We start from the raw sequence: 25,086 nt of genomic DNA, 5'->3' as shown, positions 1-25,086 counted from the left end.
TTAATTCACTTTTATAAAAATTAAAATTACATTAAATTTAACTATCATCTACATAAGTATAGAAAAGTAAAATTCAAGTAATTGTCTTCCAAATAAAATTGTTATCAATGCTCCAATTGATATAAATGGCCCATAAGGTATAACAGAATTGTATTTCTTTCCCTTTATCTTACTAAAAACTATCACACAAATTCCATATACTGCTCCTACATAAACACTCAGTAAAGCTGTTAAAAGACCATTTTTAGTACCCATATATAAGCCTAACATTGCGAATAGTTTAATATCTCCTCCACCCATGCATTCTTTTTTTATTATAAATTCAATTAGAACTACTATAAGCCAAACACTTCCTCCACATACAAAAGCACCTATAATTGAATCTTTAATTGAAACTTCTTTTAGTAGGAGATTAAAAATTATAGCAAATATAGCTCCAAAAACTAGTATCCTATCTGGTATTATAAAGTGGTCAATATCTATAAATGTTATTACAATTAATAAAGATACAAGAACCAAATAATAAATAGTCGATATAGATATTCCATAAACTATAAACACTGTTAAAAATAAAATTCCTGTAATTAACTCTACTATAGCATATCTGCTAGAAATTTTCTCACCACAATACCTACATTTTCTACCGCTCATTAAATAGCTAAAAACTGGTATTAAGTCCATAGGTTTTAGTCTAGTATTGCAACTCATACAATGAGATGGGGGGCTAGAGATAGATATACCTTCTGGAATCCTAAAAATACAAACATTAAAGAAACTTCCAAATACTATCCCAACTACAAATACATATAAATTAACGACTATAATTTCCATTATAATTTACGCCACCTATCATTCTAGTCATAAATTCTTGGTCGGTACATCTACTAAGTGCCATATCTTTTGTAATCTTTCCATTTTTATAAAGTTCCATCAAATCTTGATCCATAGTTTTCATACCTGCTTTAACTCCAGTTTGTATCATATTTGGAATTTGATATGTTTTTCCTTCTCTTATTAGGTTTTTTATTGCTGGTGTTGCAAACATCAATTCAATTGCAGCTATCCTACCTTTCCCATCTGATGTAGGAAGTAATTGTTGTGATACTACTCCTTCACAAACTGTAGACAATTGAGTTTTTATTTGTTGTTGTTGAGCTGGCTGGAACATGTCCACTATTCTGTCTATTGTCTTAGCAGCACCAACTGTATGTAGTGTTGAAAATACTAGATGTCCTGTTTCTGCGGCTGTTAATGCTATTGACACAGTCTCCGGGTCTCTCATTTCCCCTATTAGAATTACATCTGGGTCTTGACGTAAAATAGCTCTAAGAGCTGAGTGAAAACTTTCTGTATCAGTTCCTACTTCTCTTTGGTTTACTAAACTTTGTTTATGGTGATGGACATACTCTATTGGGTCTTCTAGTGTAATTATATGTTTTTGTTGTGTTTCATTTATTATATTTATCATACTTGCAAGTGTCGTACTTTTACCACTTCCTGTAGGCCCTGTAACTAAAACTAATCCTTTATGTCTTTCAGTAAAGGATTTTATGTTTTCTGGAAGTCCTAGTTTCTCAAAAGTTGGTATTTCTGCTGTTATAGTTCTTATTGCTATTGCATAATTTCCTTTTTGTCTATAGGAATTTACCCTAAATCTTTCTCCAGTTTTTAGAGAAGCTGAAAAGTCAGCTTCTCCATGTTCTTCTATTACTTTAAACATAGATTCCCCAGCTATGTCTTTGGCCATTTGCATTGTTATCTCTGGTGTCAAGATTTGTTCACTTAGCTTTACAAATCCTCCTTTGACTCTAGCTACAGGATTTGTACCAACTGTTATGTGTATATCTGATGCGTTCAATCTTATACCTTGTTCTAATAAATCATAAATATACATAATATTTATTCTCCATATCTTCTATTAGTTTACTTACTTTTTTAGTAATAAATACATAAGGTTATTTTATTACTTAATTTACACTAAATTATCTTTTATTTGTATCTAGTTTATTTTTTTATATGAACTTATGTCATGACTAATTGAAATTATATCTTTTATATTATCGTTATCTGACTCATTTTTCTTGATTTTAAAGTTTACAGTTGCCTGAACTTTATATTTTGAATTTGAATTTACTTCCTCACCTAATCCAGGAATGATTTTTTCGATTTTCTCTGGTTCTATCTCAGTTATTCCATTTTTATCTCCAGTAACTGTAAATTTCATCTCTGTGCTATATCCATTCTCAATTAGATTTAACCAATCTTCTTTTGTCGCATCATATTCAGCTTTATAAAAAGGTATTTTTAAAGATATATCTTCTGTTTTAGCCACCTCTTGAGGTTTTAGTTCTTTTATTCTACATTTTATCTCTGTCAGTGTTTCTCTTTGAAGTTGTTTCAAAGTTTCACTTAATCCAAATGCATCAAAATTTGAAGGTAGCTCTCTGTACATTTCAATTTTGATTTTATTAAACTGCTCTATAATTTCATATAATAGATTCTTGTATTGTACATAATTTTCTGATGTATTTTTTTCTCCTTTAGATATATTTAAACTTAGAACTTCAAACTTTTGTACATTATCAAATAATTTAGCTCTCAAATCATTTAATTCTTTGCTTCTATTTGGAATTTCTTCTATATATTCATTCAATTCATCCCAACATTTACTCCAATTTCTATCAATCAAATCCCTTTGTATCAATTCTAAATATTGTGTTTGATTTGGAATTTCATCTAAAACTTCTACTTTTGACGAATTACGATGAAATATCGTATGCCTATATTCATTCATATTTTGTATAGCTAAAGAAATTTTATCCAAAGCTTTATATGTGTGTATAAACGCATTATCAATATGTTCATCTTTCTCAACATTACCATCTTCTAAAAAGAATTTAAACATCATATCATTTCCTAAAAGCTTTGATTCATAATTAACCATATTATCAATATCTGATTCTAATTTTTGTCGTGTTATATTAGAAATATCACCAGTATTGTATTTCTCACCCAACGCTAATATAAATTTTTTATTTGAATCAATAGAAGAGTGAACCATATTCGCATCACCATCTTGCATAATACCTAATTTTTCTACTTCTATTAGTTCATCTCTTGCTTTCTCTAACTCTTTACAAGCTGTAGCTAGATAATATTTTATATTATTCATATAATTAAGTTGTATTTCTTCAAGATTTTCCTCTTTATTCTCATTTGATACTGTTCTTGAAGTTACCTTGTTTTCCTTATTGTTATCTTTTTTAAACTCATTATCTATTTTTTCAAGCTCATCATACAACTTTTCATATGCTTTATCAACACTATTTTCCACACATGTCTCTGCTAAATACTTGGCCTGTATACCCTCATTAGTAGTCTTTGTAGACTTTATTCTATTAGCTATTTGATTTGAAAATGTCACCCCAACAATAGAAAGCAATGCTACTACAACCAAAACTAAAACTAACGCCGCTCCTCTTTCGTTTTTTATCTTATTCCACTTCCTCAAAATCTCACCCCCAAGTAAAATTATTTATCTTTAAATATTTCAGTTACAATTTTAACTTCTTTTTTACTTGAATAGTCATTCATGCTTTTCCCTGTTGCAGTTATTTTGTATATTTGACCACTTTTATCCTCTACAATAACCTTTACTTTGTTTGTAATACTTTCCTTGTCAATTATATTGCCATCTTTATCTTCTATTGTTGTAATCTCTTTATATGGAGTATCATACAAGCTCACATCATCCTTGTTAAGTACTTTATCATATACAACTTTATTTGATTTATCTATTAATTTTTCATATTCCACCATTCCATCTTCTCGCTTATCTATACTGTCAAAATCAAATGTTCCACTTTTTATTTTCTCTCTTAAATTCTCTATTTCACTTTGAACATAATTTAAGGAACTTATATCTGCTTCATTTTTAGTGTTGGCCTTTTCATTAGTATTGATAATATTAAAAAATGCAAATAATATAATTCCCATAATCGCCATAGCTACTAATACTTCAATTAAAGAAAATCCTTTTTCATTACTCTTTTTACCCATATTTTATCAACCTACTTATTTTTTAAATAAATTCCCATTTACCCAATTCTTGACATAACATCAAATGTATAAGTCTTATTATTTAAGTTACTGCTTTTCTGGCCTTCTTGAGCTGATTCATTATAATATACACTTACCGTATAAATAGATTTATCAGCTTGTTTTTCTATTTTAAATGGTGTTTCCTTCATTTCTTTATTGTTTTGAACTAATGGTTGATTAGAGATTATTTCTTCTCTAAGCGCATCTTCAATATTAGTGGTATTTTCTTGGATTCTTGTTACAGAGTATACTCCTGTATTGTTTTTGGTCTCTATAGATACTTCATACTCCACTGTATTCTCTGGAGTTTCTATATTATATTCATAACCGCTACCTGAACTGTTCTTTGTTACATCCTTACAGTTTTCTAAGTCTCTATTTAAATATTTATTAATTAAATTAATATTTACTTGAGCATCTGTAATGATTTGTTGTTTTTTTACTGCTGATGTTATACCATTAAATACTTTATAAGAAATGCTTAAAACTATAGTCAATATAAATACAGCCACTATTATTTCTAATAAAGTAAGACCTTTTTCATTGTTTTTGTACAAGCTCATCACCTATCTTTAAAACCTCTTTGGTTTTATTTTGCACTAGATTTAAATGGATTATATTTTCCTGGTCTCCATGAAGATGGATTATCTGTATCAAGTACCATTGTAGTATTTTCTTTCGTATACATTATAAATTTAAACGTAGCCTCTACTACACCTTCTGCTTCTGGAGTCGCTACTTCTTTTTTTGTTTCTTTTTCTGTTGCAGCTCTAAGTACACATGTATTACATAGATAACTTGTTGACCTATCTAAAAGTTTGTCATTCTTAAGAATTTCTCCCTCTTTTATCAATGGACAGTCATTATATAAATGCCATTTATCTTCGCCTTCTACCCAATATATTTTTGTATCTTTATTTATGTTCACATTTTTTATTAGATCTTTATTATTTGTTGTCTCTTGCTCTTCTTTTTCTGGTTCTATATATGAAGTCATAGTATAGTCTAATATCTGAGTAACATTTTTTTGTTCTTCTAAATAAGCCATCAATTTTTTAACATTTCTATAGTCCCCTCTAACACTTATTGTTGTTGATATTCCATAAAAATGTTCATATTCTCTAATGTTTCCAACATCATAGCTAGTTAAGTCAATATTATATGTTTTCATTTTCTTGTCTAAACCAATTAGAAACAGACCATCTTGCATATCATATAATAGATTTTTACTTTTTTCATTTAATTCATTCTCAATATTTTTAAGTTGTTTTTCATATTTTGGCATAAGAGCTGTTTTCTCTTTATATGTATTTAATTTTTGTGTAGCTTGTTTTACAGAATTTTTCGTAGAAACATATTTCTCATATTGTGGATAAAGTCCAAAATATCCATAGGATAAAATAGCAAGTAAAATTACAACTTTTATAAGAATTCCCTTTAGACTAACTTCCATTTTAAATATATCTTTTATATCTTTTTTAAATATGTCCTTATTCATTAGTCAATACACCTTCTTTCAGGTATAATGTCATATTAAATGTATAGTTGGAATCCTCTCCATTGCTTTTTATACTATGCAGTTTAACATCCTCAAAATAATACAATCCCTTTAATTTATATAAAAATTGCCCTACATAAGAAGAATCCTTAGCATTTCCATCTATATTCAAAACATTTGGTATCTTATCATATAATGGAGTCTTATCATCTGCTTCTGTATTACTATCAGACTCCTCATTACCATTTAACGCCTCTGCCACATTTACAGTTTTATCTTCATTTAAGTCATTACTATTTTTACTTTCATTATTATTACTTTTTGTATTTGTACTTGTTTTAGCTTCATCATTATTTGTATTAGTTTTACTGTTGTCTGAGCTTTCAGTTTTATTAGTTGTTCCTACTCCTTGATATGTTGTTGATAAGCTTGTCAGTTCAACCCTACTTGGAGTATTTTTATCTATATCATCTAATAGATTTTCCCATTTAACCTTTTTCCCAATTAACATATCATATACCTTTATTTCTTCTGTTTTACTTTGTATCATTTTTTCTATATTTCCAATTTGATAGTAAGCAGATTCAATATTCCTTATTTCATCATTTACATTTTCAAGTTCTTTATTAGCTAAACTGTTTGAAAAAATTAAACATAAATATGGAATAGAAACCACTAAAACAACTACGGGCGCTATCTTCATTACACTTTTTATTTGTTTAGCTTTCATTTGTTTTCTGAGTATATCCATTGGTAGAAAATTTATATTTTCAAAATCTTTTTTACCTTTAGGCTCTATCATACAACCTAAAAGTTCTACAATTGAATTTATATCATCTTCATCTATATCACCAGATACCATATCAGCTATATCCATTATCTCTGTAAGACCTTGAGAAACATAGTTTGAAAATGCAGAACTAAAAGCCTCATAAATTAATTTATTAGAGTACCTTTTCCCCAATATCAATATAGTATCTGTTACCTTACCAAAGTTTCTTGACGAATAGTAATTCATAAGTCCTTTTGACTCTTCGACCACATTTAATAATTGCATTTCCATATCTTTAGCAGTTATTCTTATCGGTATATTATCACTAATAAATAAAGTATCTTTTTTATATATGTTTATAATTGTGCTATTATCGCTTATATTTGTCACCATTATATCATTGTAATCTAAGTTCTTGAGAATTCTTAAATAGGCCGTTGATAATGTATCTATTCTATCCAATACCAAATCAAATTCATGTATTATATCTACAATTGCATTTATTTCTTCCTTTTTTATAGCTCCAATAATCAGATTTAAACTAGCCTCTTCTCCTTCTGACCTATCAGATATCTCACTAGATACTTCATATGAAAATACATACTCATCTGATTCTAAAGCCATCATTTCATCCATTTCTAGCTTCATAAATCCATCTAAATCTTTTTTATCCATCTTAGGCAACTTTTGAGGTTTTAGAATTACATCTCTCGTATTCAAACAAAACACTATGTGTTTTGATTTTAACTTTACATTTTCTAATGCATATCTCAATAGAGCATACTTTTCTTTAGAAAAATCTTGAGCAATATCCTCTATTGAAAATACATTAAAGTTTTTTATATAAAACTTATCTTTATCATGTTTGTATCTGCCTTCAACTATGGATATAGAATCCCCATAATATGATACATAAACCTTATTCATTTGTTGTTTTCCCTCCTACATAGCATCATATATACTAAGCATTGGCATGAATATTGATACAACCAGTACCGCAACTATAATACCAACTGCAATTATTAAAACAGGTTCTATCATTGATGCCATTCTATTTAGATAAATTTCGGATTCATATTCATAGAATTCGGCCATCTGTCTACTTATGTTCTCTAATTCCCCTGTCTGCTCCCCTATTGCTATCATCTGCACTAAAACTGAATCAAAATACGTATATCTTTGTAAGTTTTCTGCTAGACCTTCACCTCTTGTTATTCCATCTTTTGCTGATGTTAAAATCTTTTCTGCCATAGTATTATTTACACTATCTATGATATAATCAAGCCCTTGTACTAATGGATATCCTGTTGATACAAATAGATACAATGCTCTTGAAAATCGTGTAGCCACCATGCAGTTTATCCCTTTTCCCAAAACAGGAATTTTATTTATAACTCTATCCTTTTGAGCTCTACCAACTGGTGTTTTTAGATACTTCTTAAATTGGTAAATAGACAATATAATAGCTAAAAGTACTATTGGCCAAAATGTCTTCATAAACGTACCAAATCCCATAACAATCCTTGTTATAAGTGGAAGAGTAGCACCTACTGTTGTAATTGAATTAATCATCTTAGGTACCATAAATGCTGTAAATATAAAAATCATTATAAATGAAGAAATCAAAACTATTAATGGATATGTAGCCGCATTTCTAAGTTTTTGCTTAACTCTATGCTCACTGGAATAAAATGAAGCCATACTTTTTAATACTTCATCTAGTTTACCTGTAGCTTCACCTGTAGCTACCATGGCACCAAGTAACTTTGGAAACTTCGACTTTGGTGCAAGCATTGAATCAGCAATAGTAGAACCTACTTTTATCTCTGCTACTATACGATTTATTTCTTCTCTTAATGTAACATTAGTTGACCTTCCTGCTAATGTTTCTAATCCAGAAATACTATTTATACCAGAAGACACTATAATAGCAAACTGTCTGCAAAAGTGGCTTATCTGGTCAGCCCCTAAGTCTTTTCTTCTCTTTCTAGAAGATATATTTATATTTTTACTTTTACTTTCTTTGATTTCAAGAACTCTAAGATTTCTTTTTCTAAGAAGACTTTTAGCTTCATTAAAATCATTAGCTTCAATCACATCAGTTTGCTTTTTCCCATCCTCTTTTATTATTGTATACTTAAAACTTTTCATAATATCATCCTTTAATCAGTCATCAAAATTATTCTAATCATTTCTTCTACTGTTGTCTTTCCACCTAAAACCTTTTTAACTATATCCTCTTTTAGACTAACCATACCTTGTTTTTTAGCTAACTTTAAAATTTCTCTTTGATTTGCAGAGGAGTCTATTAGCTCTTTTATTTCTGGTGTAATTTCAAGCATTTCAAATATACCTAGACGTCCCTTATATCCAGTATTATTACATCTTTCACAGCCCTGCCCTTTATAGATAGTTACTGATTCGTTTATATCAATACCAAGAGCCTTTTTTTCTCCAGTATCTGCTTCATATGAAACTCTACAATACTCACATATTTTTCGTGTCAGTCTTTGAGATATTACCCCTAAAAGAGATGAAGTTATCAAAAAACTTTCCACATCCATATCCAAAAGACGTGAAATTGCTCCAACTGCTGTATTTGCATGTAATGTGCTTAAAACTAAATGTCCTGTAAGAGAGGCTCTAATTGCTATTTCGGCAGTTTCTGTATCTCTTATCTCTCCAACCATTATTATATCTGGGTCTTGACGCATAAAAGCTCTAAGCCCACTAGCAAAAGTAAGTCCTGCCTTTTCATTTATTTGAGATTGATTTACACCAGGTAATTCATACTCTATAGGGTCTTCTATTGTCAATAAATTTCTATTTTCTGTATTCAATTGATTTAGCATTGAATATAATGTAGTAGTTTTTCCACTTCCAGTAGGTCCAACAACTAATATAAGCCCATAAGGGGTATTTATTAACTCGTCATATATTTTAGAGCCATGTTCATCTATTCCTAGTACTTCTTTACTTACCATAAAATTACTCTTATCAAGTACCCTCATGGCTATCTTTTCATCCCTATTGGTTGGCATTGTAGAAACCCTAAAATCTATCGGTTTATTATCTACTTTTAAATATATTCTACCATCTTGTGGAATCCTCTTTTCAGATATATTTATATCTGACATTATTTTTATACGACTTATTACTGCCTTGTATGGCGCAGAGTTCATCCTCATATATTCTCTTAACATTCCATCTATCCTAAATCTAACACGCATGTAATTTTCACTTTGTTCTATATGTATATCACTTGCTTCCATTCTAACAGCATTTTCTAGTATATTATTTACTAGCCTTACTATTGGAGCAGCATTTACATCCTCTTCAAGGATTACTGTTTCTCTAATTCCACCAGTCTTGTTTTTGTTGTATTCAGTCATTGCTTTATTTATTTCTGAATGTGCATAGGCATGACCTATTGCTTTGTTTATATCTTCTGCACTTGATATAAATATTTCGACATCTTTACCTGACATACGTCTTACATCTTGAACTGCTTCTCTATCTTGTGGGTCTGACATGGCTAAACATATTTTATTTCCATCGATTTTGAACGGAAATACAGTATATCTTTTACATATATTTTCTGGAACCATCTTTGTAGCTAATGTATCTATTTCTGTTCCTTCTAAAAATACACTTTCTATATCTAAAAGTTCTTTTAATACACTTATTAATAAGTTACTATCTATAAGTCCTTCTTGTACTAGAAATTCTCCTAGTCTTTTTCCACTATTTTTTTGCTCTGATAATGCCCATTTAAGCTGGTCTTCTGTTATGTATCCTTTTTCAACCAGTTTGTCTCCTATTCTAACTTTTTTAGCCACAAATTTCACTCCTTTACTATTTCAATTATACCACCATTTATGATTGGGTATTAAATAAAATAGTATAAAAAGACAGGAAGATTTTCTTCCTGCCTTTTTATTATTTTATAATTAAGCTTAAATATAGTCAAATAATAAATATATCAATTGCCACTAGTTTTCTAAATTGTCTATAAGAACTATATACAGATTTTTCTCATCAATAGCTCCATTTAATTCCGTAGAAAGTTTAGCATCTGTATAAACTTTATCTGCACCTATATCAGAAACTAATTTACTTGCTTGCTCTTTTGTTAAAGTAGCGCCTGTTATCAATAACGCCAATTTTTTATCATTATCGGTTCCTTTAACTAAACTATAAGTTCCACCAATATCAGAATTTTTTAAATCAGATTCCATGTATGTTTTTAAATCATTAGTAATATCTTCAGGTAATTTATTCTTATCTGAATAATAAGACAATGCTGCACTCTTAACTGAACTATAATCAGATTCAACACTTGCTACCTTAGCCTTGTTTATATTACTAAATAAAGCTGGAACTGCTACCACTGCTAATATCCCTATAATTGCAATTACTACCAATAATTCCACTAAAGTGAAACCTTTTTTATTCTTTCTTAACTTCATTTTTATTCCCCCTCAATTTTTAAATTAATACTTACTTATAATATATCTGGTTAAAAATCTAAGTAAAATTATTTACACGTACTAACCAGATTTATTTCTAGCATATAACCATTTTTTTGAACAAAAAAAGCTATGAAAATAAAAGTATCATAAATACAATTTCATAGCCGGTTGCACCACTAACTCAATATGTTCCAAGGTGCCCACATCACAGAACATACATCAACGTTTCTATTTTATTAAATTTAGAGTGATATATAACTCATAATAGAGATACATATCCACTTATATTATATAATAGTTACCACATTTTAGCAATACAGTTTATGTTATTTATATATACCAAATTTTCACATGTTCAAACATAATTTCTTAAAGTAACTATACCATACAAAAAAAGAAACATCTCCCTACAATTATCATATATCGTAAGGAGATATTTATAAATTATCATTTAGTTTTATCATTGTCATTTCCATCCTTTGCTAATATTTATTTGAAAGCTAAAAGCTATTACAATATAGTATTTTATCAAAAACATCTATATATAAACATTCTATATTCTTGCAGTTATGATTCAGTCACAATCACTATATAAATGAAACTCTTCATTTACAGGTATGCTTATTGTGCAAAATTACTTTCTTTACAGTAACTTTATATAATCCAGAACCCTCTCACAAACACTAAAGATATAGAATAGATACTATTTTCAATTCTTATAAATAAACTTTCAATAGATTTTTATATTTACTTTAGATTGTGACTGAATCACTTAATTATTAGGGGTTCATCTTCATTCCTTCCCATTGGAAACACCTCTTTCTTTAATTTATATTTACATAATACTACATAATTCAATTTTTTTCAATACTTTTTCTAAATATTTTTTATATTCATAAAATTCATAATTTTGTATTTTTTATTAAATTTAGTTTTTAATTACTCATCTACATGTTTTACAAGAAACATTTACTTTTACATACACACATACAGCTCCAATAAATTATAATAATACATAAATTAGATATCAAAAAAGAGTTGCTTAAAAAACTTACATCTTTTTTAAGCAACTCTTATAAATCTAATTAATTAAAATAATTTACTTACTGATTCATTAGAGAATATCATTCTTATGGCATCTCCAAATAAAGGAGCCACTGTTTTTATTTTTATCTTATCTATTCTTTTTTCTTCAGGAAGTTGTATAGTATCAAGGACTATTAACTCACTTATTTCTGAATTAGAAATTCTTTCAATAGCTGGTCCTGATAATACACCATGAGTACAACAAGCATAAACATCTTTTGCGCCAAACTCTTTAAGTGCATTTGCAGCATTAACTATTGTTCCTGCTGTATCTATCATGTCATCTAATAGTATAACATTTTTACCTTTAACATCACCTATTAAGTTCATAACTTCACATACATTAGCTTTTGGTCTTCTCTTATCTATTATAGCTATTGGAACTTCTCCATTTAAAGTATTAGCAAATTTTCTTGATCTAGTAACACTTCCTAAGTCTGGAGATACTACTACTAAATCTTCTATTTTCTTTTCATTGAAGTAATTTGCTAATATTGTTCCACCTAGTAAGTGGTCTAATGGTATATCAAAGTATCCTTGTATTTGAGCAGCATGTAAATCCATTGTTAATACTCTATCTGCTCCAGCAGCAGTTATTAAGTTTGCAACTAATTTAGCAGTGATTGGATCTCTTGCCTTAGCTTTTCTGTCTTGTCTTGCATATCCATAGTAAGGAATAACTGCTGTTATTCTTCCTGCTGATGCTCTCTTTAATGCATCAATTAAGATTAATAACTCCATTAAGTTATCATTTACTGGACTATTAGTAGATTGTACTACAAACACATCACAACCTCTTACTGTCTCATTCATGTTTACACATATTTCACCATCACTAAACGTACCTACTTCACAGTCTAGCACTGATACACCTATATAGTCAGCTATTTTTTGTGCTAACTCTTTCGATGAATTACCTGCAATAATTTTAATCTCGCTTCCGCTAGTATTCATTTATGTAACCCTCCTGAAAATTTTAAAATCCTAATGAATATAATTTATAATAATTTCGAGCTAATTTTATTAGCCAAAATAATAAACTAAATAACTACTTACCTTGGTTATCTTTTTGATTCTTTTTTTCTACCCATCCTTCTTTAACAACTTGTCTTTGTCTTGCTATTGCTAAAGCTCCATCTGGGACATCATGTGTTATTGTTGAACCTGTAGCTATATATCCTTTTTCCTCTACAACTACTGGTGCAACCAAATTAGAATTTGAACCTATAAACGCATCGTCTTTTACTATTGACTTAAATTTATTTTTACCATCATAGTTTACAAATACTACTCCACATCCAATATTTACATTTTTACCAACATGTGCATCTCCTATATAAGAAAGATGAGATGCTTTTGAACCATCTTCTATAACAGCATTTTTTACCTCTACAAAATCACCTATTTTTACATTGTTTCCTAATTTAGTTTTTGGTCTTAGATATGCATATGGTCCAACAGTAGTATTATCTCCAACTTTACTATCAAGTATAGTTGAATTTTTTATTTCTGTTCCAGTTCCTATTTCTGAGTTTGTTATAGATGAGTTCATTCCAATTATACAATCTGAACCTATCTTTGTTTTACCTTGTAACATAACACCTGGATATATTATAGTATCATTACCTATCTCAACATCAGATTCTATATAGGTAGAGTTAGTGTCTATTATAGTCACTCCATTTAACATATGAGATTCATTTATTCTTTTTCTCATAATTTCTTCTGCCTTTGATAATTCCACTCTTGAGTTAACACCCATAAGCTCTTCAATAGTTGAACCTGCAAATGCACCAACTTTTAAGCCTTTGTCTCTCATTATTTTAGCAGTATCAGTTAAATAATATTCACCTTGTGCATTGTTATTATTTAACAAATCTAATGCTTCTCTAAGACTCTTTCCATTAAAACAGTATATCCCAGAATTTATTTCACTTATCATTTTTTCTTCTGAATTTGCATCTTTTTGTTCCACTATTTTAAGAAGGTCCCCCTTCTTATCTCTTATTATTCTACCATAACCTGTTGGATTTCCAACTTTTGTTGTAAGAACTGTGGCATGATATTTATTTTCTATATGGAAATCAAATAATTTCTTTAATGTTTCTTCCTTTATAAGTGGAGTGTCTCCACAAAGTACAACTATTACATCTTCATCATTTATATATTCTTTAGCCATTTTTACAGCATGTCCTGTTCCAAGCTGTTCTGTTTGCATAGCTATCATAGTTTCTTCTGCAAGTTTTTCTTTTACTACATCTGCTTCATGCCCCAAAATTACAACAGTATCCTTTACGCCTGATTTTTTTGAAACATCTATAATATGGTTGACCATTTCTTTTCCACATACTTTATGTATAACTTTTGGGTATTTAGACTTCATTCTTGTTCCTTTGCCAGCGGCAAGGATTATAGCTTTAAAGTTCATTGATACACTCCATTCAATCTAATTTAATTTTATTCGTATTATTATCTCAATCAATATACATTATAATACATTTATTTAACAATTTGTATACAACATATACATTATCACTAATAATATAGCACTTTTTTACTAAAAAGTACATATTTTAATGCAAATTCTACATTTAAAAAGAGCCTAAATGTTCGGGCTCTCTCCATTTTTATATTTATTGTTATTCAGCAGCTACTTCCCATTGAACTAATGCTTCATGATACGCTTGTAAAACTGCATCTTCTAAAACTTGTCTCATTTCTGCATTTATTGGATGAGCTATGTCTCTGAAATTTCCTTCGCCTACTTTTCTGCTAGGCATTGCTATAAATAACCCATTGTGGCCTTCTATAACTTTTATATCATGTACTACAAACAAATTATCAAAAGTTATTGACACTATACATTTCATTTTACCTTCTTCTGTTAATTTTCTTACTCTTACGTCAGTTATCTTCATACCAATATATCCCCCTTTGATTTTGACAGAAATTAATTTATATTAAAATTATTATTGTTGGAATAAATTAATATAAACTGTTTTTTAAGTAATTCTATGGACAACTAGGGATATCCTCTTTTTATTTTTACATATTTTTCTAAATATTTTTTTTATTAATCTTCATCTATCTCAAATTCAAATTCTGAATCATTTTCTCCATCTAAGTCTTCATTTCTATATTCATATTTAAAAGTTTTTAAGTTTGGTTCAACTACTATTTTATCTCCAGTAACATCTAACTGAATTAGTGATATATAATCTTTTACCATTTTTTCTGAAGGATTTGTTGTAGATATGAATACTCCAGTACCTATAACCTCTGCTCCAAATTCATTCATAAGGTCTACCATTCCTTTTATAGTACCTCCACCCCTCATGAAATCATCTATAATTATAACTTTACTATCTGGTTTAAGAGCCTTTCTTGGTAAACTCATACTCTCAACCTTCGAATTATTTCCACTTACATATGTCATACTAAGGGTAGGACCTTCTGATACTTTTATATCTTTTCTTATTATAACTAGAGGTAAATTCATAGCCTTTGCAGTCATAAGTGCCATAGGTATACCTTTTGTTTCCATTGTTACAACATAATCTGCGTCTACATATTCAATGTTTGAAGCAAATATTTTTCCTATCTTAGCAGCTATTGTAGGGTCATAAATTAAATCAATTAAATATAAAAAACCGCCAGATAGTATTCTAGATGTGTCACATATTTTCTCGCACAATTCCATTAAAAACTCTGCATTTTCTGCTATAGAAGTTTTAGGTATATATTTTACTCCTCCTGCTGCACCTGAGATAGTTATAACTTTACCTAAGTGTAGTTTTTCAAATACATTTTTTACAACTAATAAATCTTCACTTATTGTTGATTTTGCTGCATTAAATTGATTTGTAAAATAACTTAATGTATATATTTTATTTGGGTTATCAGATAGTATTTTAACTATTGCTCCAATTCTCTCTGTTCTTTTAAATTTCATTACTATTTCCTCCTACAAGTACCTTTATATAACGTTAAACTAACTAATGCATAACAATTCGTATTGTGGTATAATATTACTTATGTTTTATTATATTCAAAAATAAAATACATATAATATTATATGCATATTAATTATAAAATATTGAACATTATATTATTATACCACAAAAATAGTTCATATTGTAGGACTTAATTAAAAAGAAAGGTGGTTTTATTATGAATATACACTTTATAGGAATTGGCGGTATCAGCATGAGTGCATTAGCCGAAATATGTATCAATAAGGGTTATCAGGTTTCAGGTTCGGATTCAAACGAATCATACCTATTAGACAAACTTAGGGATCAAGGGGCAACTATCTATATCGGTCAAAAAAAAGAAAATATATCAGATGATGTAAATATGGTTGTTTATACTGCAGCAGTTCACCCAGACAATGAAGAACTTATAGCTGCTCGAGAAAAAAATAAATTAATAATGAACAGAGCTACTTTTTTAGGTCAGATTATGAGGGAGTATAAAAACTCTATAGCAGTTTCTGGGACACATGGAAAAACTTCTACAACATCTATGTTGTCTACAATTTTTGAATATGCAGACTTAGACCCTACTATATTGGTTGGTGGTAACTTAAGTATGATAGGCGGTAATGTTAAGATAGGTAATTCTAACCACTTTATAACTGAAGCATGTGAATATGTAGATAGTTTCCTTAATTTTAATCCTAAGATATCTATAGTTTTAAATGTTGAGGAAGACCATCTTGATTATTTCTCTGGTATAGATGAAATCAAAGCTTCGTTTAACAAATTTGGTAAACTTTTACCTCCAGATGGATATTTCATAATAAATGGTGATGATGAAAATGTTGATGACATATTGTACGATGTTAAAGCTACTATTATAAAATATGGTAGAGATTCTGACAATGATGCTGTTATAAAAGATATACATTTTGACAATGGTGGTCACGGAATATTTAAAATAGAGTACCAAGGAAAAGATTTAGGAGAATTTGAACTTTCTGTATATGGCCTTCATAACATATACAATGCTTCTTCTGCTATAATGGCAGCTCTTGTTTCTGGTATTGATTTAGAGACTATAAGAAAAAATATAAAAATATATAAAGGCGTAGGAAGAAGATTTGAATCTAAGGGATATTACAAAAATGCCTTAGTAATAGATGATTATGCACATCATCCAACTGAGCTAAAGGCTACTTTAGCTGCTGCTAAAAAGTTAAAAAAATCAACTTTATGGTGCATCTTCCAACCGCATACTTACACTAGAACAAAATCTCTTTTAGGTGAATTTTCAGAAGCTTTCTATGCAGCTGATAAAGTTATAATAACAGATATATATGCTGCAAGAGAAGATGACCCAGGAGATATACACTCTAAAGACTTAGTTGAAAAATTATATCAAAACAATGTAGATGCTATCTACATAAAAGAATTTGAGGATATAGTAAAATATTTACGTGAAAATGTTAATGATAATGATTTAGTAATAACTGCTGGTGCTGGTCCAATATATAAGGTTGCAGACTTACTAGTTGAAAAATAGTATGTAACTAAAAATAACATATAAAAATTAATTTAGGCTATCAAATGATATAATCACTTGATAGCCTTCTTAATATTTTATTTCTTTCCAATCTCAAATATTTCATTTTTAAGATAATCAAATAAACTTGTATGAACCTCGTAGTAAGAGACAGTTTTCTTAGAAGTAACTTTTACATAATCCTTGCCCATTGTATCCACTTTCACCGCAAAATTTTCACCTTTTATATTTATACTGAAATTATAATCACTTCTTTCCTTACTTTTTTCTGGCTGAACCTTTCCTACAACTCTTTTTGAAATCATCTTATGTGCTAAATCATCAAACTTCCATTTATGAATCTTCTTAGTTTCTTTTCCATAAGTTATAGTGACCTCTTTCCAGTCTTTATAGTGACTCAAAAGGTCAAATGAAGTATATATGCTCTCATCTAAAAGCTTCTTAAAAGAATTCTTGGAATCAATTGGAACTTTATAATATTCCTCTTTATTTACAGTATAGACTCTAAAAAAATTAAGGTCTGTAGAAAATTTAATTCCATCATCAGAATACCCTTCATAAATTGCTTCATAAGAAGTAGTATTTCTCACTTTCTTAAATTCGGAGAAAAAGAACTTTATCTCGTTCCACATATCTTCTTCGATTTTTATGTTTTCTACATTTTTATCTGATACATAAATTTTCTTCTTCTCTTTTATTTGAGTCATTAAAGACCTATTATCTTCTGTCTCTGTTTCTACTTTCTTTGGAACCTCACTCTTATCCTTTTCCATGTTTAGACCTATTTTAAAAGATATAAAGTATATTATAAAGAAAACAACTACTCCTATTAATATTGCAGCTTTTTTCTTTAGTTTTCTTTTCTTACTCATTTAACCACCCCTAGAGTTTATAGTCATAAAACAATTATATAACTTTTTACACTTTTTTTTAAGCTATAATTATTTTATACACTTATTTCCTTGGCAATTAGTGCATGGTTCAACATGAACTGTTATCCCTTTTACAAATTCCATATGTTTTATTATATGTTTTTCCAACTTAGTAGCAATATCATGCCCCTGTTTTACTGTTAGATTTTCATCAACACATATAGTCAAGTCCACATATGCCATAGCTCCATGTTTTCTAGTCTTTATATCTCCTAGATTTTTAACGCCCTCTGTATCTGCTACAATAAACTTTAATTCTTGTCTTTCTTCTTCTTCAACTGAAACATCCATCAATTCATTTACAGAACTTATAAGTATATCAATTCCTACCTTAGCTACAAATACTGCTACTACAACTGATGCAATTGGGTCTAATGGTTTAAATCCTAAAATAGAACCTCCTATACCTATAAATGCAGCCACTGAAGATAGAGCATCTGACCTATGATGCCAAGCATCTGCTTTTAAAGCTGGTGAATTTATCTTTTTAGCAACTTTTATTGTTATTCTATATTGATACTCTTTTATCAAAATTGAAATGACTGACACTATTAATGGAAGTATTGATGGAACACTCAATGCATCTAAGTTAAATAAGGATTTAATAGCCCCTATACCTATTGTGATAGAAACAAATATAAGTAATATTGATAATACGAATGATACCAATGTCTCTGCCTTTTCGTGACCATAATTATGTTCCTTATCTCCTGGTCTAGAAGATACATAATTACCTATCAGCACACCTACAGAACTTATAATATCTGAGGCTGAATGTAATCCATCTGCAATCATAGCACTAGAATTACCAATAATACCAGCTATCACCTTAATTATTGTTAAGACTATATTCCAAATTATTGATTGTATTGTTATTTTATTTGCTTCCTCGTACCTTGTTTCCATTGTTATTCCTCCTCATAAACCAAATCTAAATATTATTAAAAACATATATTTAAACATAAATTAAAGTTATTATTATATTCAAATGTATATCTTTTACTTTCAATAGAGATTATCAATCTTCTATAAAATGAAAAATCACCTAGCTTGAGCTAGGCGATATATATATATTATACACTATTACTTAAATTTATGCTTCTTTTATTATCTCTATTACCATTTTGGCAGAATCATATAAATCCTTTATAGCTATATGTTCATCTAATGTATGAGCATTTTTCATACCTATTCCTAGAGTTATAGCTTCAATACCATTTTTACTTAATATATTAGTATCGCTACCTCCTCCTGTAGATTCAGTATGACCTTCTATTCCTAAATTTGAAAATGCTTTTTTTGCAAGTTGTATTATTTCTGAATCTTCATTAACATCTATTGGAGTATATGCTCTATTTACATCTATTTCAATTTTAGCTCCAAAATCCTTAGCGGCTTTTTCAAAAGTTTCTACCATATGTTTAGTTTGAATATCTAATTTATCTTCTTTTAGACTTCTAGCTTCTGCAACTATGTTAACTTCTCCTGTTACTATATTTGTAGCTGTTCCACCATTTATAATTCCTATGTTAGCAGTTGTTTCTTCATCTATTCTAAGTAAATTCATATTATCTATTGCTCTAGCAGCTACCATTATAGCACTTATACCAGCTTCAGGCTCAAGACCTGCATGAGCTGTCTTTCCTAATATCTTAACATTTATTACATCTTGTGCAGGAGCTTTTACTATTATCTCTCCAGGAGAACCACCACTATCTAATACAAAGGCATATTTAGAATCTATTTTTGCATAGTCTAAATTTTTAGCTCCAACTAATCCACATTCTTCACATATAGAGAATACAACTTGAATATCAGTATGTTCTATATTGTTTTCTTTTACCTGTCTTAATCCCTCTAATATAGCTGCTATACCTGCTTTATCATCAGAGCCTAATATTGTAGTACCATCACTTTTTATTATTCCATTTACTTCATCCACTATAGGTTTTACCCCTATTCCTGGAGTTACTGTATCCATATGTGAACTAAATAATATTTTCTTTCCTTCTTTATTTCCTTTTAAAGTAGCTATTATATTGCCTGTTTCTCCATTTGCTTTTTCACCAGCATTATCTACTACAACTGAACAACCTATTTCTTCTAACTTTTTAACTAATACTTTAGCTACATTCCCCTCTTTTAAAGATAAACTGTCTATCTGTATTAATTCAAGGAACTCATTTAAAATTCTTTGCTCGTTTATCATAATCTTCCTCCATAATATAATAGGTATTTCAACATATATTGTAGTGTAATATTTAAATATTATCAATAGTTTTTAAACTTTTATATCATTTTCATTAATTTTCTTTACTAAAATGAAAGTTAAAGTTAAATTCTTTCATTCTTATTGTTTTATCTAACTATATTTCTCTGCCTAGAATCTATAAAGCATAACCAGTAGCCTAAACTATTGGTTCTATGGTCACAAACTTGATATCTTAAAAATCCTGTGCTTCCATTATCTGGTTGTTCATTTCTATTCCCTGGAATAGCATAAATATAATGCTTTCTCTTATTATATTCATCATATTGTACTCCAAATAAGTAATGTCTATATTTATATGAATGTAAAACTGCATCACTATACATTGTATAATTCAATACATTTAAATATCCTAAATAAGGCATTGAATATCCACACAATGTTGTAGGATTTACCTCTATTTTCCACCATCTTGTATTGTCTATATAATCTGCTGTAAAAGGCTTAACTTCTCTGAATAATTTTAACCCTTTCTTTATTTGTCTAGGCATAAGTAATGTTCCAGCTTGCTTATTTCCATTATCTACTTGACTTATCCCATTGGCTCTTTTTACTTTTTCAATATTATTTTGTTCTTTTTGAGCTTTCTTTGACTTAGTAGTTTTTGGAGAAGCAACTATCTTTTCTTCATGTCTTATTTCAAAGTCATCTTCATCCTCATCATATTCCTCATCATCTTCTATATCGTCATAGCATTCATTTTCTTTAGCCTTGTTATAATTTTCTATTTCTTTATAGTTATTAAATTCTTCAATTTCACCATCACTAGAATCTTCTATATCTGCTCTTGCCTTTAATTCTACATCTTTACTTTCATCATCTTCCCAATAATCGTCATATTCATCTTCATCATATTCTTCTATGATATATTCTTCGTCACTATCACTATTTTCTTCATTGTCATCATCATCTTCTCTATATTCTTCACTTGCATCATCTATATCGTCTTCTAAATACTCTTCTTCACTTTCAGCTAATTCTTCATCTTCTACATCTTGGAATAATATGTCCTCATAATTTTCAATCTTATTTCCCTTAAAGCCAACTAAAGGAATATTTCTTTCATACAATAAGGCAATTCCTTTTATCTCTTCATCATAATCCTCTAAATCTAAAACAAATTCACCTCTTCCTTGTTCATTTAAAATTATATTTCCTAAGTCTATTAATCCATGGTCACCTTTTATTGCTACTGCTTTATACCCATCTTTAACATATTTTAGATTTTCTACATATAATGCAATGATTGATTTTTCATCATTTACTTCGACTTTTGCAAAAGCTTTTGGCAGTACTCGTTCTTTGTATCTAAAGTTTATGTCTTTAGCTTCTAGTATTATATAGTCTCTTTTAAACTTTCTTTTAGAACCCACTGCAATCCCCCCTTAACACAGTTTCTCTAAACAATATATGTTAATAAAATAAAAAAAAGTACCTCCTATTTAGAAGATACTTTTGTATTTACTATATTTGAAAGAACTGCAAACTCTTCTATACTAAGAGTTTCACCGCGTCTTTTTTCATCTATATTAGCTTCTTTTAATATTTCTCTTATTTCATCCTTATTAAGAAAACCAAGGCCTCCCAATGAATTAAGTAGAGTTTTCCTTCTTTGTCCAAAAGATGCTTTTACTGTCTTGAAAAATATTTCTTCATTATGAACATCATATTTCTTTTCAGCTCTAACATGTAAACCTATAACTGTTGAATCTACATTAGGCTGTGGTATAAACATATGTCTTGGAGCCTTTGCTACAATTTCTGTTTCACAATAGTACTGAACAGCTATAGACAATGCTCCATAATCCTTTGTACTTGGAACAGCATTCATTCTATCTGCAACTTCTTTTTGAACCATAACCACTATATCTGTTACAGGTATATCCTCTTCTAAAAACTTCATAACTATTGGTGTAGTTATATAATATGGAAGATTTGCTACAAGCTTAACTGGTCCACCATTTAATTTATCTTTTATTAGCTCTTGTATATCTACTTTTAATATGTCTTGATTTATAACTTCTATGTTCTCTAAATCTGATAAGGTATCTTTCAATATAGGAATTAAGTTTTTATCAATTTCTATAGCTACTACTTTTTCTGCTACCTTACCCATTTCACGAGTTAGTGTCCCTATACCAGGTCCTACTTCTATTATATTATCTCCTTCTGTGACTCTAGCTCCATCCAATATTTTATCTATTATATTACTATCTATTAAAAAATTCTGACCTAAAGACTTTGAAAATTTAAAATTATGTTTTTTTACTACTTCTTTTGTTGCGCTATGTGAAGATAGTCTATCCATCGTTTACTCCTTTTTAACTTATTTTAAGATTTTATCCTATTAATTATACTTAATTTACATGTATTCAAAGCAAAATATTTATTAAAGACAATTTATTTTAAATTACTCTGTAATTTTATATTTATTTTTTATATTTTTTTCCATATCATACATGATTACATTTAAATTTGTTTTAATGCACTTACAAATTCTTCTCTTTCAACACCATAATTATTTAATCTATTTAAAAATTGCTTTGCATTTCCATAGCCAATTCCAAGTATTTTACCAAGTGCATCTCTCCTAGATGATGCATCTTCATTTCCTATAAGACCATTTCTAATCAAATCAACTTGTTTAAATTCATCTCTTTTTTCTGTACTTTCAGTTCTAACTTTATTTAAAGCTGTTATTATACTTTTTGGAGTAGCATTTTCTATCCCTATATCTCCATCCTTTTTAGCTTCTTCTCTTGGTAAAAACGCATGTTTACATCCTGGGACTTCTGATGCTATTTTTTTTCTTATTTTTTCACCTGCAAAGTCTGGGTCTGTAAATATTATAACTCCACGTCTTTCATTAGCTGATTTTATACGCTCCATTACTCCTTTTGGAAATCCAAATCCACCTGTGGTTATAAGTTCTGCATCTATTGCTCTCTTAACTGCTGTAACATCGTCTCTTCCCTCTACTACTATTATCTCTTTTATCATATAAATTCACCTTTTATTTGTTTTTAGTTTTTGTTTACATCTCTTTATTTTAAGGTTTTTATTTGATTTAATCAAGGCACTAACCTATTTATTTTTATTTAGAAATCTATAGTTTAAGAAAAATTTATTTCTACTAGATAAATATATTCACTATTATATTCTATTGAATCACTTATAAGCAACAATAAGTCCCATGTAGCATTACCTATATTAATATTATATCATCCATACAATTTTCTTTTTTAATATCAATGATTTATAGAAAAAATATGTAGGTCTCATGACAAATATAAAATCCAACAAAAAAGAACCTAGATATAAAATTTATATTCTAGGTACTCTTTTGTTGGATTTTATTAATGAATTTAACTTTCCTTTTCTGTCTTTCCATCATATTTTGATATCCATTTATTTAATATAGTTTCTCTATTTTTTGCTGCTGATTTTAAATCATTATCTATCATTTGCTCTAATGGCTTTTTAGGGAATCCTTCTGGGATTGGATTTCCTGTATCAACTGTAGTAACTGCATAGTTCTTAGAATACTCATTCATTGCATCTTTACTTATCGCCCAATCTAAAAATATCTTAGAAGCTTCTTTTATATTATCTTTTTTTACAAGAGCATTTGCTTCTATATCCCATCCAGAACCTTCTTTTGGAAACACTACTTCCACTGGATAACCTTCTTCTTTTAATTTTATGCCTCTGTATCCAAAAGATATCCCTATAGGGTATTCTCCTGAAGCTGATGATGTAGCTGGAGCTGAACCAGATTGAGTATATACACCAATATTTTCATGTAGCTTATCCATATACTGCCATGCCTTTTCTTCTCCCATAATTTGTATAAGCGCTGACACTGTTAAATATCCTGTTCCAGAAGAAGATGGATTTGGCATAGATATAAGCCCCTTATATTCTGGCTTTATCAAATCTTCATAAGAACTAGGAACTGGTATATTTTTATCTTTTAATTCTTTAGTATTTACAGTTATACCTGTCATCCAAGCATCTATACCAACCCATGAAGGCACTTCTTTATCATCTTTAAATGCAGTGTCTATCTTATCAGACCCTTCTGGAGCGTATGGTTCTAGCATTCCTTGGTCATCTGCAACTAACAAACTTGTGGCAGCAATCCCCCATACAACATCTGCTTGTGGATTATCTTTTTCTGCTAATAATCTCGCTGTTATATCTCCTGTCGATGCTCTAACAACATTTAATTTAATATCTGGATATTTTTCTTTAAATGTAGCTAAATATGGGTCTATACTGTCTTCTTCGATTGCTGTATAAACTGTTAATTCTCCTTTTGTTTTACTATCAGACTTTGAGTCTCCACCTGATGAAGCAGTGCTACACCCTGTTATTACACTCAATAAAAGCGTTGATAATACTCCTAAAGAAACTAGCTTCTTAAATTTCAT

22 protein-coding genes and 1 riboswitch are annotated in these 25,086 nt (G+C 29.1%); of the genes, 1 reads left to right on the top strand and 21 read right to left on the bottom strand.

Going from position 1 to position 25,086, the window contains the following annotated elements:
• Positions 1 to 48: 48 nt before the first annotated feature.
• The 14 genes from KGF52_RS02290 to purR form a co-directional block, all read right to left on the bottom strand.
• Positions 49 to 831 (bottom strand): A24 family peptidase, encoded by a 783-nt coding sequence (locus tag KGF52_RS02290; RefSeq protein ID WP_227839017.1) that lies wholly within the window; start codon positions 829 to 831, stop codon positions 49 to 51.
• Positions 812 to 1,894 carry a type IV pilus twitching motility protein PilT gene (locus tag KGF52_RS02285; protein ID WP_227829102.1) on the bottom strand — a complete coding sequence of 361 codons (1,083 nt, stop codon included), beginning with the start codon at positions 1,892 to 1,894 and terminating at the stop codon, positions 812 to 814. The genes KGF52_RS02290 and KGF52_RS02285 overlap by 20 nt, the downstream gene beginning before the upstream one ends.
• Before the next feature lie 105 nt (positions 1,895 to 1,999).
• On the bottom strand, positions 2,000 to 3,511 hold the full coding sequence (locus KGF52_RS02280) for a hypothetical protein (RefSeq protein WP_227839016.1): 1,512 nt from the start codon (positions 3,509 to 3,511) through the stop codon (positions 2,000 to 2,002).
• A 20-nt stretch (positions 3,512 to 3,531) separates the two neighbouring features.
• A complete protein-coding gene (locus tag KGF52_RS02275; RefSeq protein WP_227839015.1) occupies positions 3,532 to 4,059 on the bottom strand; it encodes a prepilin-type N-terminal cleavage/methylation domain-containing protein in 528 nt (175 codons plus the stop codon).
• Between the two features lie 38 nt (positions 4,060 to 4,097).
• Entirely contained in the window at positions 4,098 to 4,664 is a 567-nt protein-coding gene (locus KGF52_RS02270; protein WP_227839033.1) for a prepilin-type N-terminal cleavage/methylation domain-containing protein, read from the bottom strand.
• Positions 4,665 to 4,690: 26 nt separating this feature from the next.
• Positions 4,691 to 5,599, bottom strand: coding sequence for a type 4a pilus biogenesis protein PilO (gene pilO, locus KGF52_RS02265; RefSeq protein WP_227839014.1), 909 nt, complete (start codon positions 5,597 to 5,599; stop codon positions 4,691 to 4,693).
• Positions 5,592 to 7,298, bottom strand: coding sequence for a hypothetical protein (locus tag KGF52_RS02260; protein WP_227839013.1), 1,707 nt, complete (start codon positions 7,296 to 7,298; stop codon positions 5,592 to 5,594). The genes pilO and KGF52_RS02260 overlap by 8 nt, the downstream gene beginning before the upstream one ends.
• A 15-nt stretch (positions 7,299 to 7,313) precedes the next feature.
• The gene (locus tag KGF52_RS02255; protein WP_227829108.1) at positions 7,314 to 8,522 is read right to left on the bottom strand and encodes a type II secretion system F family protein; all 1,209 of its coding nucleotides are present in this window, start codon (positions 8,520 to 8,522) and stop codon (positions 7,314 to 7,316) included.
• Between the two features lie 11 nt (positions 8,523 to 8,533).
• Positions 8,534 to 10,210, bottom strand: coding sequence for a GspE/PulE family protein (locus KGF52_RS02250; RefSeq protein WP_227839012.1), 1,677 nt, complete (start codon positions 10,208 to 10,210; stop codon positions 8,534 to 8,536).
• Positions 10,211 to 10,363: 153 nt separating this feature from the next.
• Entirely contained in the window at positions 10,364 to 10,840 is a 477-nt protein-coding gene (locus KGF52_RS02245) for a type II secretion system protein (protein ID WP_227839011.1), read from the bottom strand.
• A gap of 156 nt (positions 10,841 to 10,996) precedes the next feature.
• A riboswitch (cyclic di-GMP riboswitch) is annotated at positions 10,997 to 11,082 on the bottom strand.
• A gap of 850 nt (positions 11,083 to 11,932) precedes the next feature.
• Positions 11,933 to 12,883: a ribose-phosphate pyrophosphokinase gene (locus KGF52_RS02240; RefSeq protein WP_227839010.1), complete on the bottom strand. Its 951-nt coding sequence runs from the start codon at positions 12,881 to 12,883 to the stop codon at positions 11,933 to 11,935.
• A 94-nt stretch (positions 12,884 to 12,977) separates the two neighbouring features.
• Positions 12,978 to 14,357 (bottom strand): bifunctional UDP-N-acetylglucosamine diphosphorylase/glucosamine-1-phosphate N-acetyltransferase GlmU, encoded by a 1,380-nt coding sequence (gene glmU, locus KGF52_RS02235; RefSeq protein ID WP_227839009.1) that lies wholly within the window; start codon positions 14,355 to 14,357, stop codon positions 12,978 to 12,980.
• A 211-nt stretch (positions 14,358 to 14,568) separates the two neighbouring features.
• On the bottom strand, positions 14,569 to 14,847 hold the full coding sequence (gene spoVG / locus KGF52_RS02230; protein WP_003421453.1) for a septation regulator SpoVG: 279 nt from the start codon (positions 14,845 to 14,847) through the stop codon (positions 14,569 to 14,571).
• Positions 14,848 to 15,002: 155 nt separating this feature from the next.
• Positions 15,003 to 15,881: a pur operon repressor gene (purR, locus tag KGF52_RS02225; protein WP_227829113.1), complete on the bottom strand. Its 879-nt coding sequence runs from the start codon at positions 15,879 to 15,881 to the stop codon at positions 15,003 to 15,005.
• A gap of 218 nt (positions 15,882 to 16,099) precedes the next feature.
• Here purR and murC point away from each other — a divergent pair, with 218 nt between their 5' ends.
• Positions 16,100 to 17,452, top strand: coding sequence for a UDP-N-acetylmuramate--L-alanine ligase (murC, locus tag KGF52_RS02220; protein ID WP_227829114.1), 1,353 nt, complete (start codon positions 16,100 to 16,102; stop codon positions 17,450 to 17,452).
• A 77-nt stretch (positions 17,453 to 17,529) separates the two neighbouring features.
• Here murC and KGF52_RS02215 read toward each other — a convergent pair whose 3' ends face one another.
• The 7 genes from KGF52_RS02215 to KGF52_RS02185 all read right to left on the bottom strand — a co-directional run bounded on the left by KGF52_RS02215 (position 17,530) and on the right by KGF52_RS02185 (position 25,086).
• Positions 17,530 to 18,324: a hypothetical protein gene (locus tag KGF52_RS02215; protein ID WP_227829115.1), complete on the bottom strand. Its 795-nt coding sequence runs from the start codon at positions 18,322 to 18,324 to the stop codon at positions 17,530 to 17,532.
• Between the two features lie 69 nt (positions 18,325 to 18,393).
• Positions 18,394 to 19,290 (bottom strand): cation diffusion facilitator family transporter, encoded by an 897-nt coding sequence (locus KGF52_RS02210; RefSeq protein WP_227829116.1) that lies wholly within the window; start codon positions 19,288 to 19,290, stop codon positions 18,394 to 18,396.
• Positions 19,291 to 19,477: 187 nt separating this feature from the next.
• The gene (locus tag KGF52_RS02205) at positions 19,478 to 20,593 is read right to left on the bottom strand and encodes a M20/M25/M40 family metallo-hydrolase (RefSeq protein WP_227839008.1); all 1,116 of its coding nucleotides are present in this window, start codon (positions 20,591 to 20,593) and stop codon (positions 19,478 to 19,480) included.
• 149 nt (positions 20,594 to 20,742) lie between these two features.
• The gene (locus tag KGF52_RS02200; RefSeq protein WP_227839007.1) at positions 20,743 to 22,026 is read right to left on the bottom strand and encodes a hypothetical protein; all 1,284 of its coding nucleotides are present in this window, start codon (positions 22,024 to 22,026) and stop codon (positions 20,743 to 20,745) included.
• 65 nt (positions 22,027 to 22,091) lie between these two features.
• Complete coding sequence (rsmA, locus tag KGF52_RS02195; protein WP_227839006.1) at positions 22,092 to 22,961, bottom strand: 16S rRNA (adenine(1518)-N(6)/adenine(1519)-N(6))-dimethyltransferase RsmA; 870 nt, start codon at positions 22,959 to 22,961, stop codon at positions 22,092 to 22,094.
• Between the two features lie 161 nt (positions 22,962 to 23,122).
• Entirely contained in the window at positions 23,123 to 23,653 is a 531-nt protein-coding gene (gene rnmV, locus KGF52_RS02190; protein WP_227839005.1) for a ribonuclease M5, read from the bottom strand.
• Positions 23,654 to 24,018: 365 nt separating this feature from the next.
• Entirely contained in the window at positions 24,019 to 25,086 is a 1,068-nt protein-coding gene (locus tag KGF52_RS02185; RefSeq protein WP_227839004.1) for a putative 2-aminoethylphosphonate ABC transporter substrate-binding protein, read from the bottom strand.

Source organism: Clostridioides sp. ZZV15-6597, assembly GCF_020657815.1.
In the GTDB taxonomy this organism is placed as follows: Bacteria; Bacillota; Clostridia; order Peptostreptococcales; family Peptostreptococcaceae; genus Clostridioides.
Note: the sequence above shows the minus strand (reverse complement) of the source record. Positions and strands in the feature narration are given on the sequence as shown.

Coding starts and splice junctions, on each gene's coding strand:
- KGF52_RS02210 (WP_227829116.1), bottom strand. CDS start 19,290: ATGGAAACAAGGTACGAGGAAGCAAATAAAATAACAATACAATCAATA.
- KGF52_RS02270 (WP_227839033.1), bottom strand. CDS start 4,664: ATGAGCTTGTACAAAAACAATGAAAAAGGTCTTACTTTATTAGAAATA.
- glmU (WP_227839009.1), bottom strand. CDS start 14,357: ATGAACTTTAAAGCTATAATCCTTGCCGCTGGCAAAGGAACAAGAATG.
- purR (WP_227829113.1), bottom strand. CDS start 15,881: ATGAAATTTAAAAGAACAGAGAGAATTGGAGCAATAGTTAAAATACTA.
- KGF52_RS02285 (WP_227829102.1), bottom strand. CDS start 1,894: ATGTATATTTATGATTTATTAGAACAAGGTATAAGATTGAACGCATCA.
- KGF52_RS02275 (WP_227839015.1), bottom strand. CDS start 4,059: ATGGGTAAAAAGAGTAATGAAAAAGGATTTTCTTTAATTGAAGTATTA.
- murC (WP_227829114.1), top strand. CDS start 16,100: ATGAATATACACTTTATAGGAATTGGCGGTATCAGCATGAGTGCATTA.
- KGF52_RS02245 (WP_227839011.1), bottom strand. CDS start 10,840: ATGAAGTTAAGAAAGAATAAAAAAGGTTTCACTTTAGTGGAATTATTG.
- pilO (WP_227839014.1), bottom strand. CDS start 5,599: ATGAATAAGGACATATTTAAAAAAGATATAAAAGATATATTTAAAATG.
- KGF52_RS02240 (WP_227839010.1), bottom strand. CDS start 12,883: ATGAATACTAGCGGAAGCGAGATTAAAATTATTGCAGGTAATTCATCG.
- KGF52_RS02260 (WP_227839013.1), bottom strand. CDS start 7,298: ATGAATAAGGTTTATGTATCATATTATGGGGATTCTATATCCATAGTT.
- KGF52_RS02290 (WP_227839017.1), bottom strand. CDS start 831: ATGGAAATTATAGTCGTTAATTTATATGTATTTGTAGTTGGGATAGTA.
- KGF52_RS02205 (WP_227839008.1), bottom strand. CDS start 20,593: ATGATAAACGAGCAAAGAATTTTAAATGAGTTCCTTGAATTAATACAG.
- rsmA (WP_227839006.1), bottom strand. CDS start 22,961: ATGGATAGACTATCTTCACATAGCGCAACAAAAGAAGTAGTAAAAAAA.
- rnmV (WP_227839005.1), bottom strand. CDS start 23,653: ATGATAAAAGAGATAATAGTAGTAGAGGGAAGAGACGATGTTACAGCA.
- KGF52_RS02215 (WP_227829115.1), bottom strand. CDS start 18,324: ATGAGTAAGAAAAGAAAACTAAAGAAAAAAGCTGCAATATTAATAGGA.
- spoVG (WP_003421453.1), bottom strand. CDS start 14,847: ATGAAGATAACTGACGTAAGAGTAAGAAAATTAACAGAAGAAGGTAAA.
- KGF52_RS02185 (WP_227839004.1), bottom strand. CDS start 25,086: ATGAAATTTAAGAAGCTAGTTTCTTTAGGAGTATTATCAACGCTTTTA.
- KGF52_RS02255 (WP_227829108.1), bottom strand. CDS start 8,522: ATGAAAAGTTTTAAGTATACAATAATAAAAGAGGATGGGAAAAAGCAA.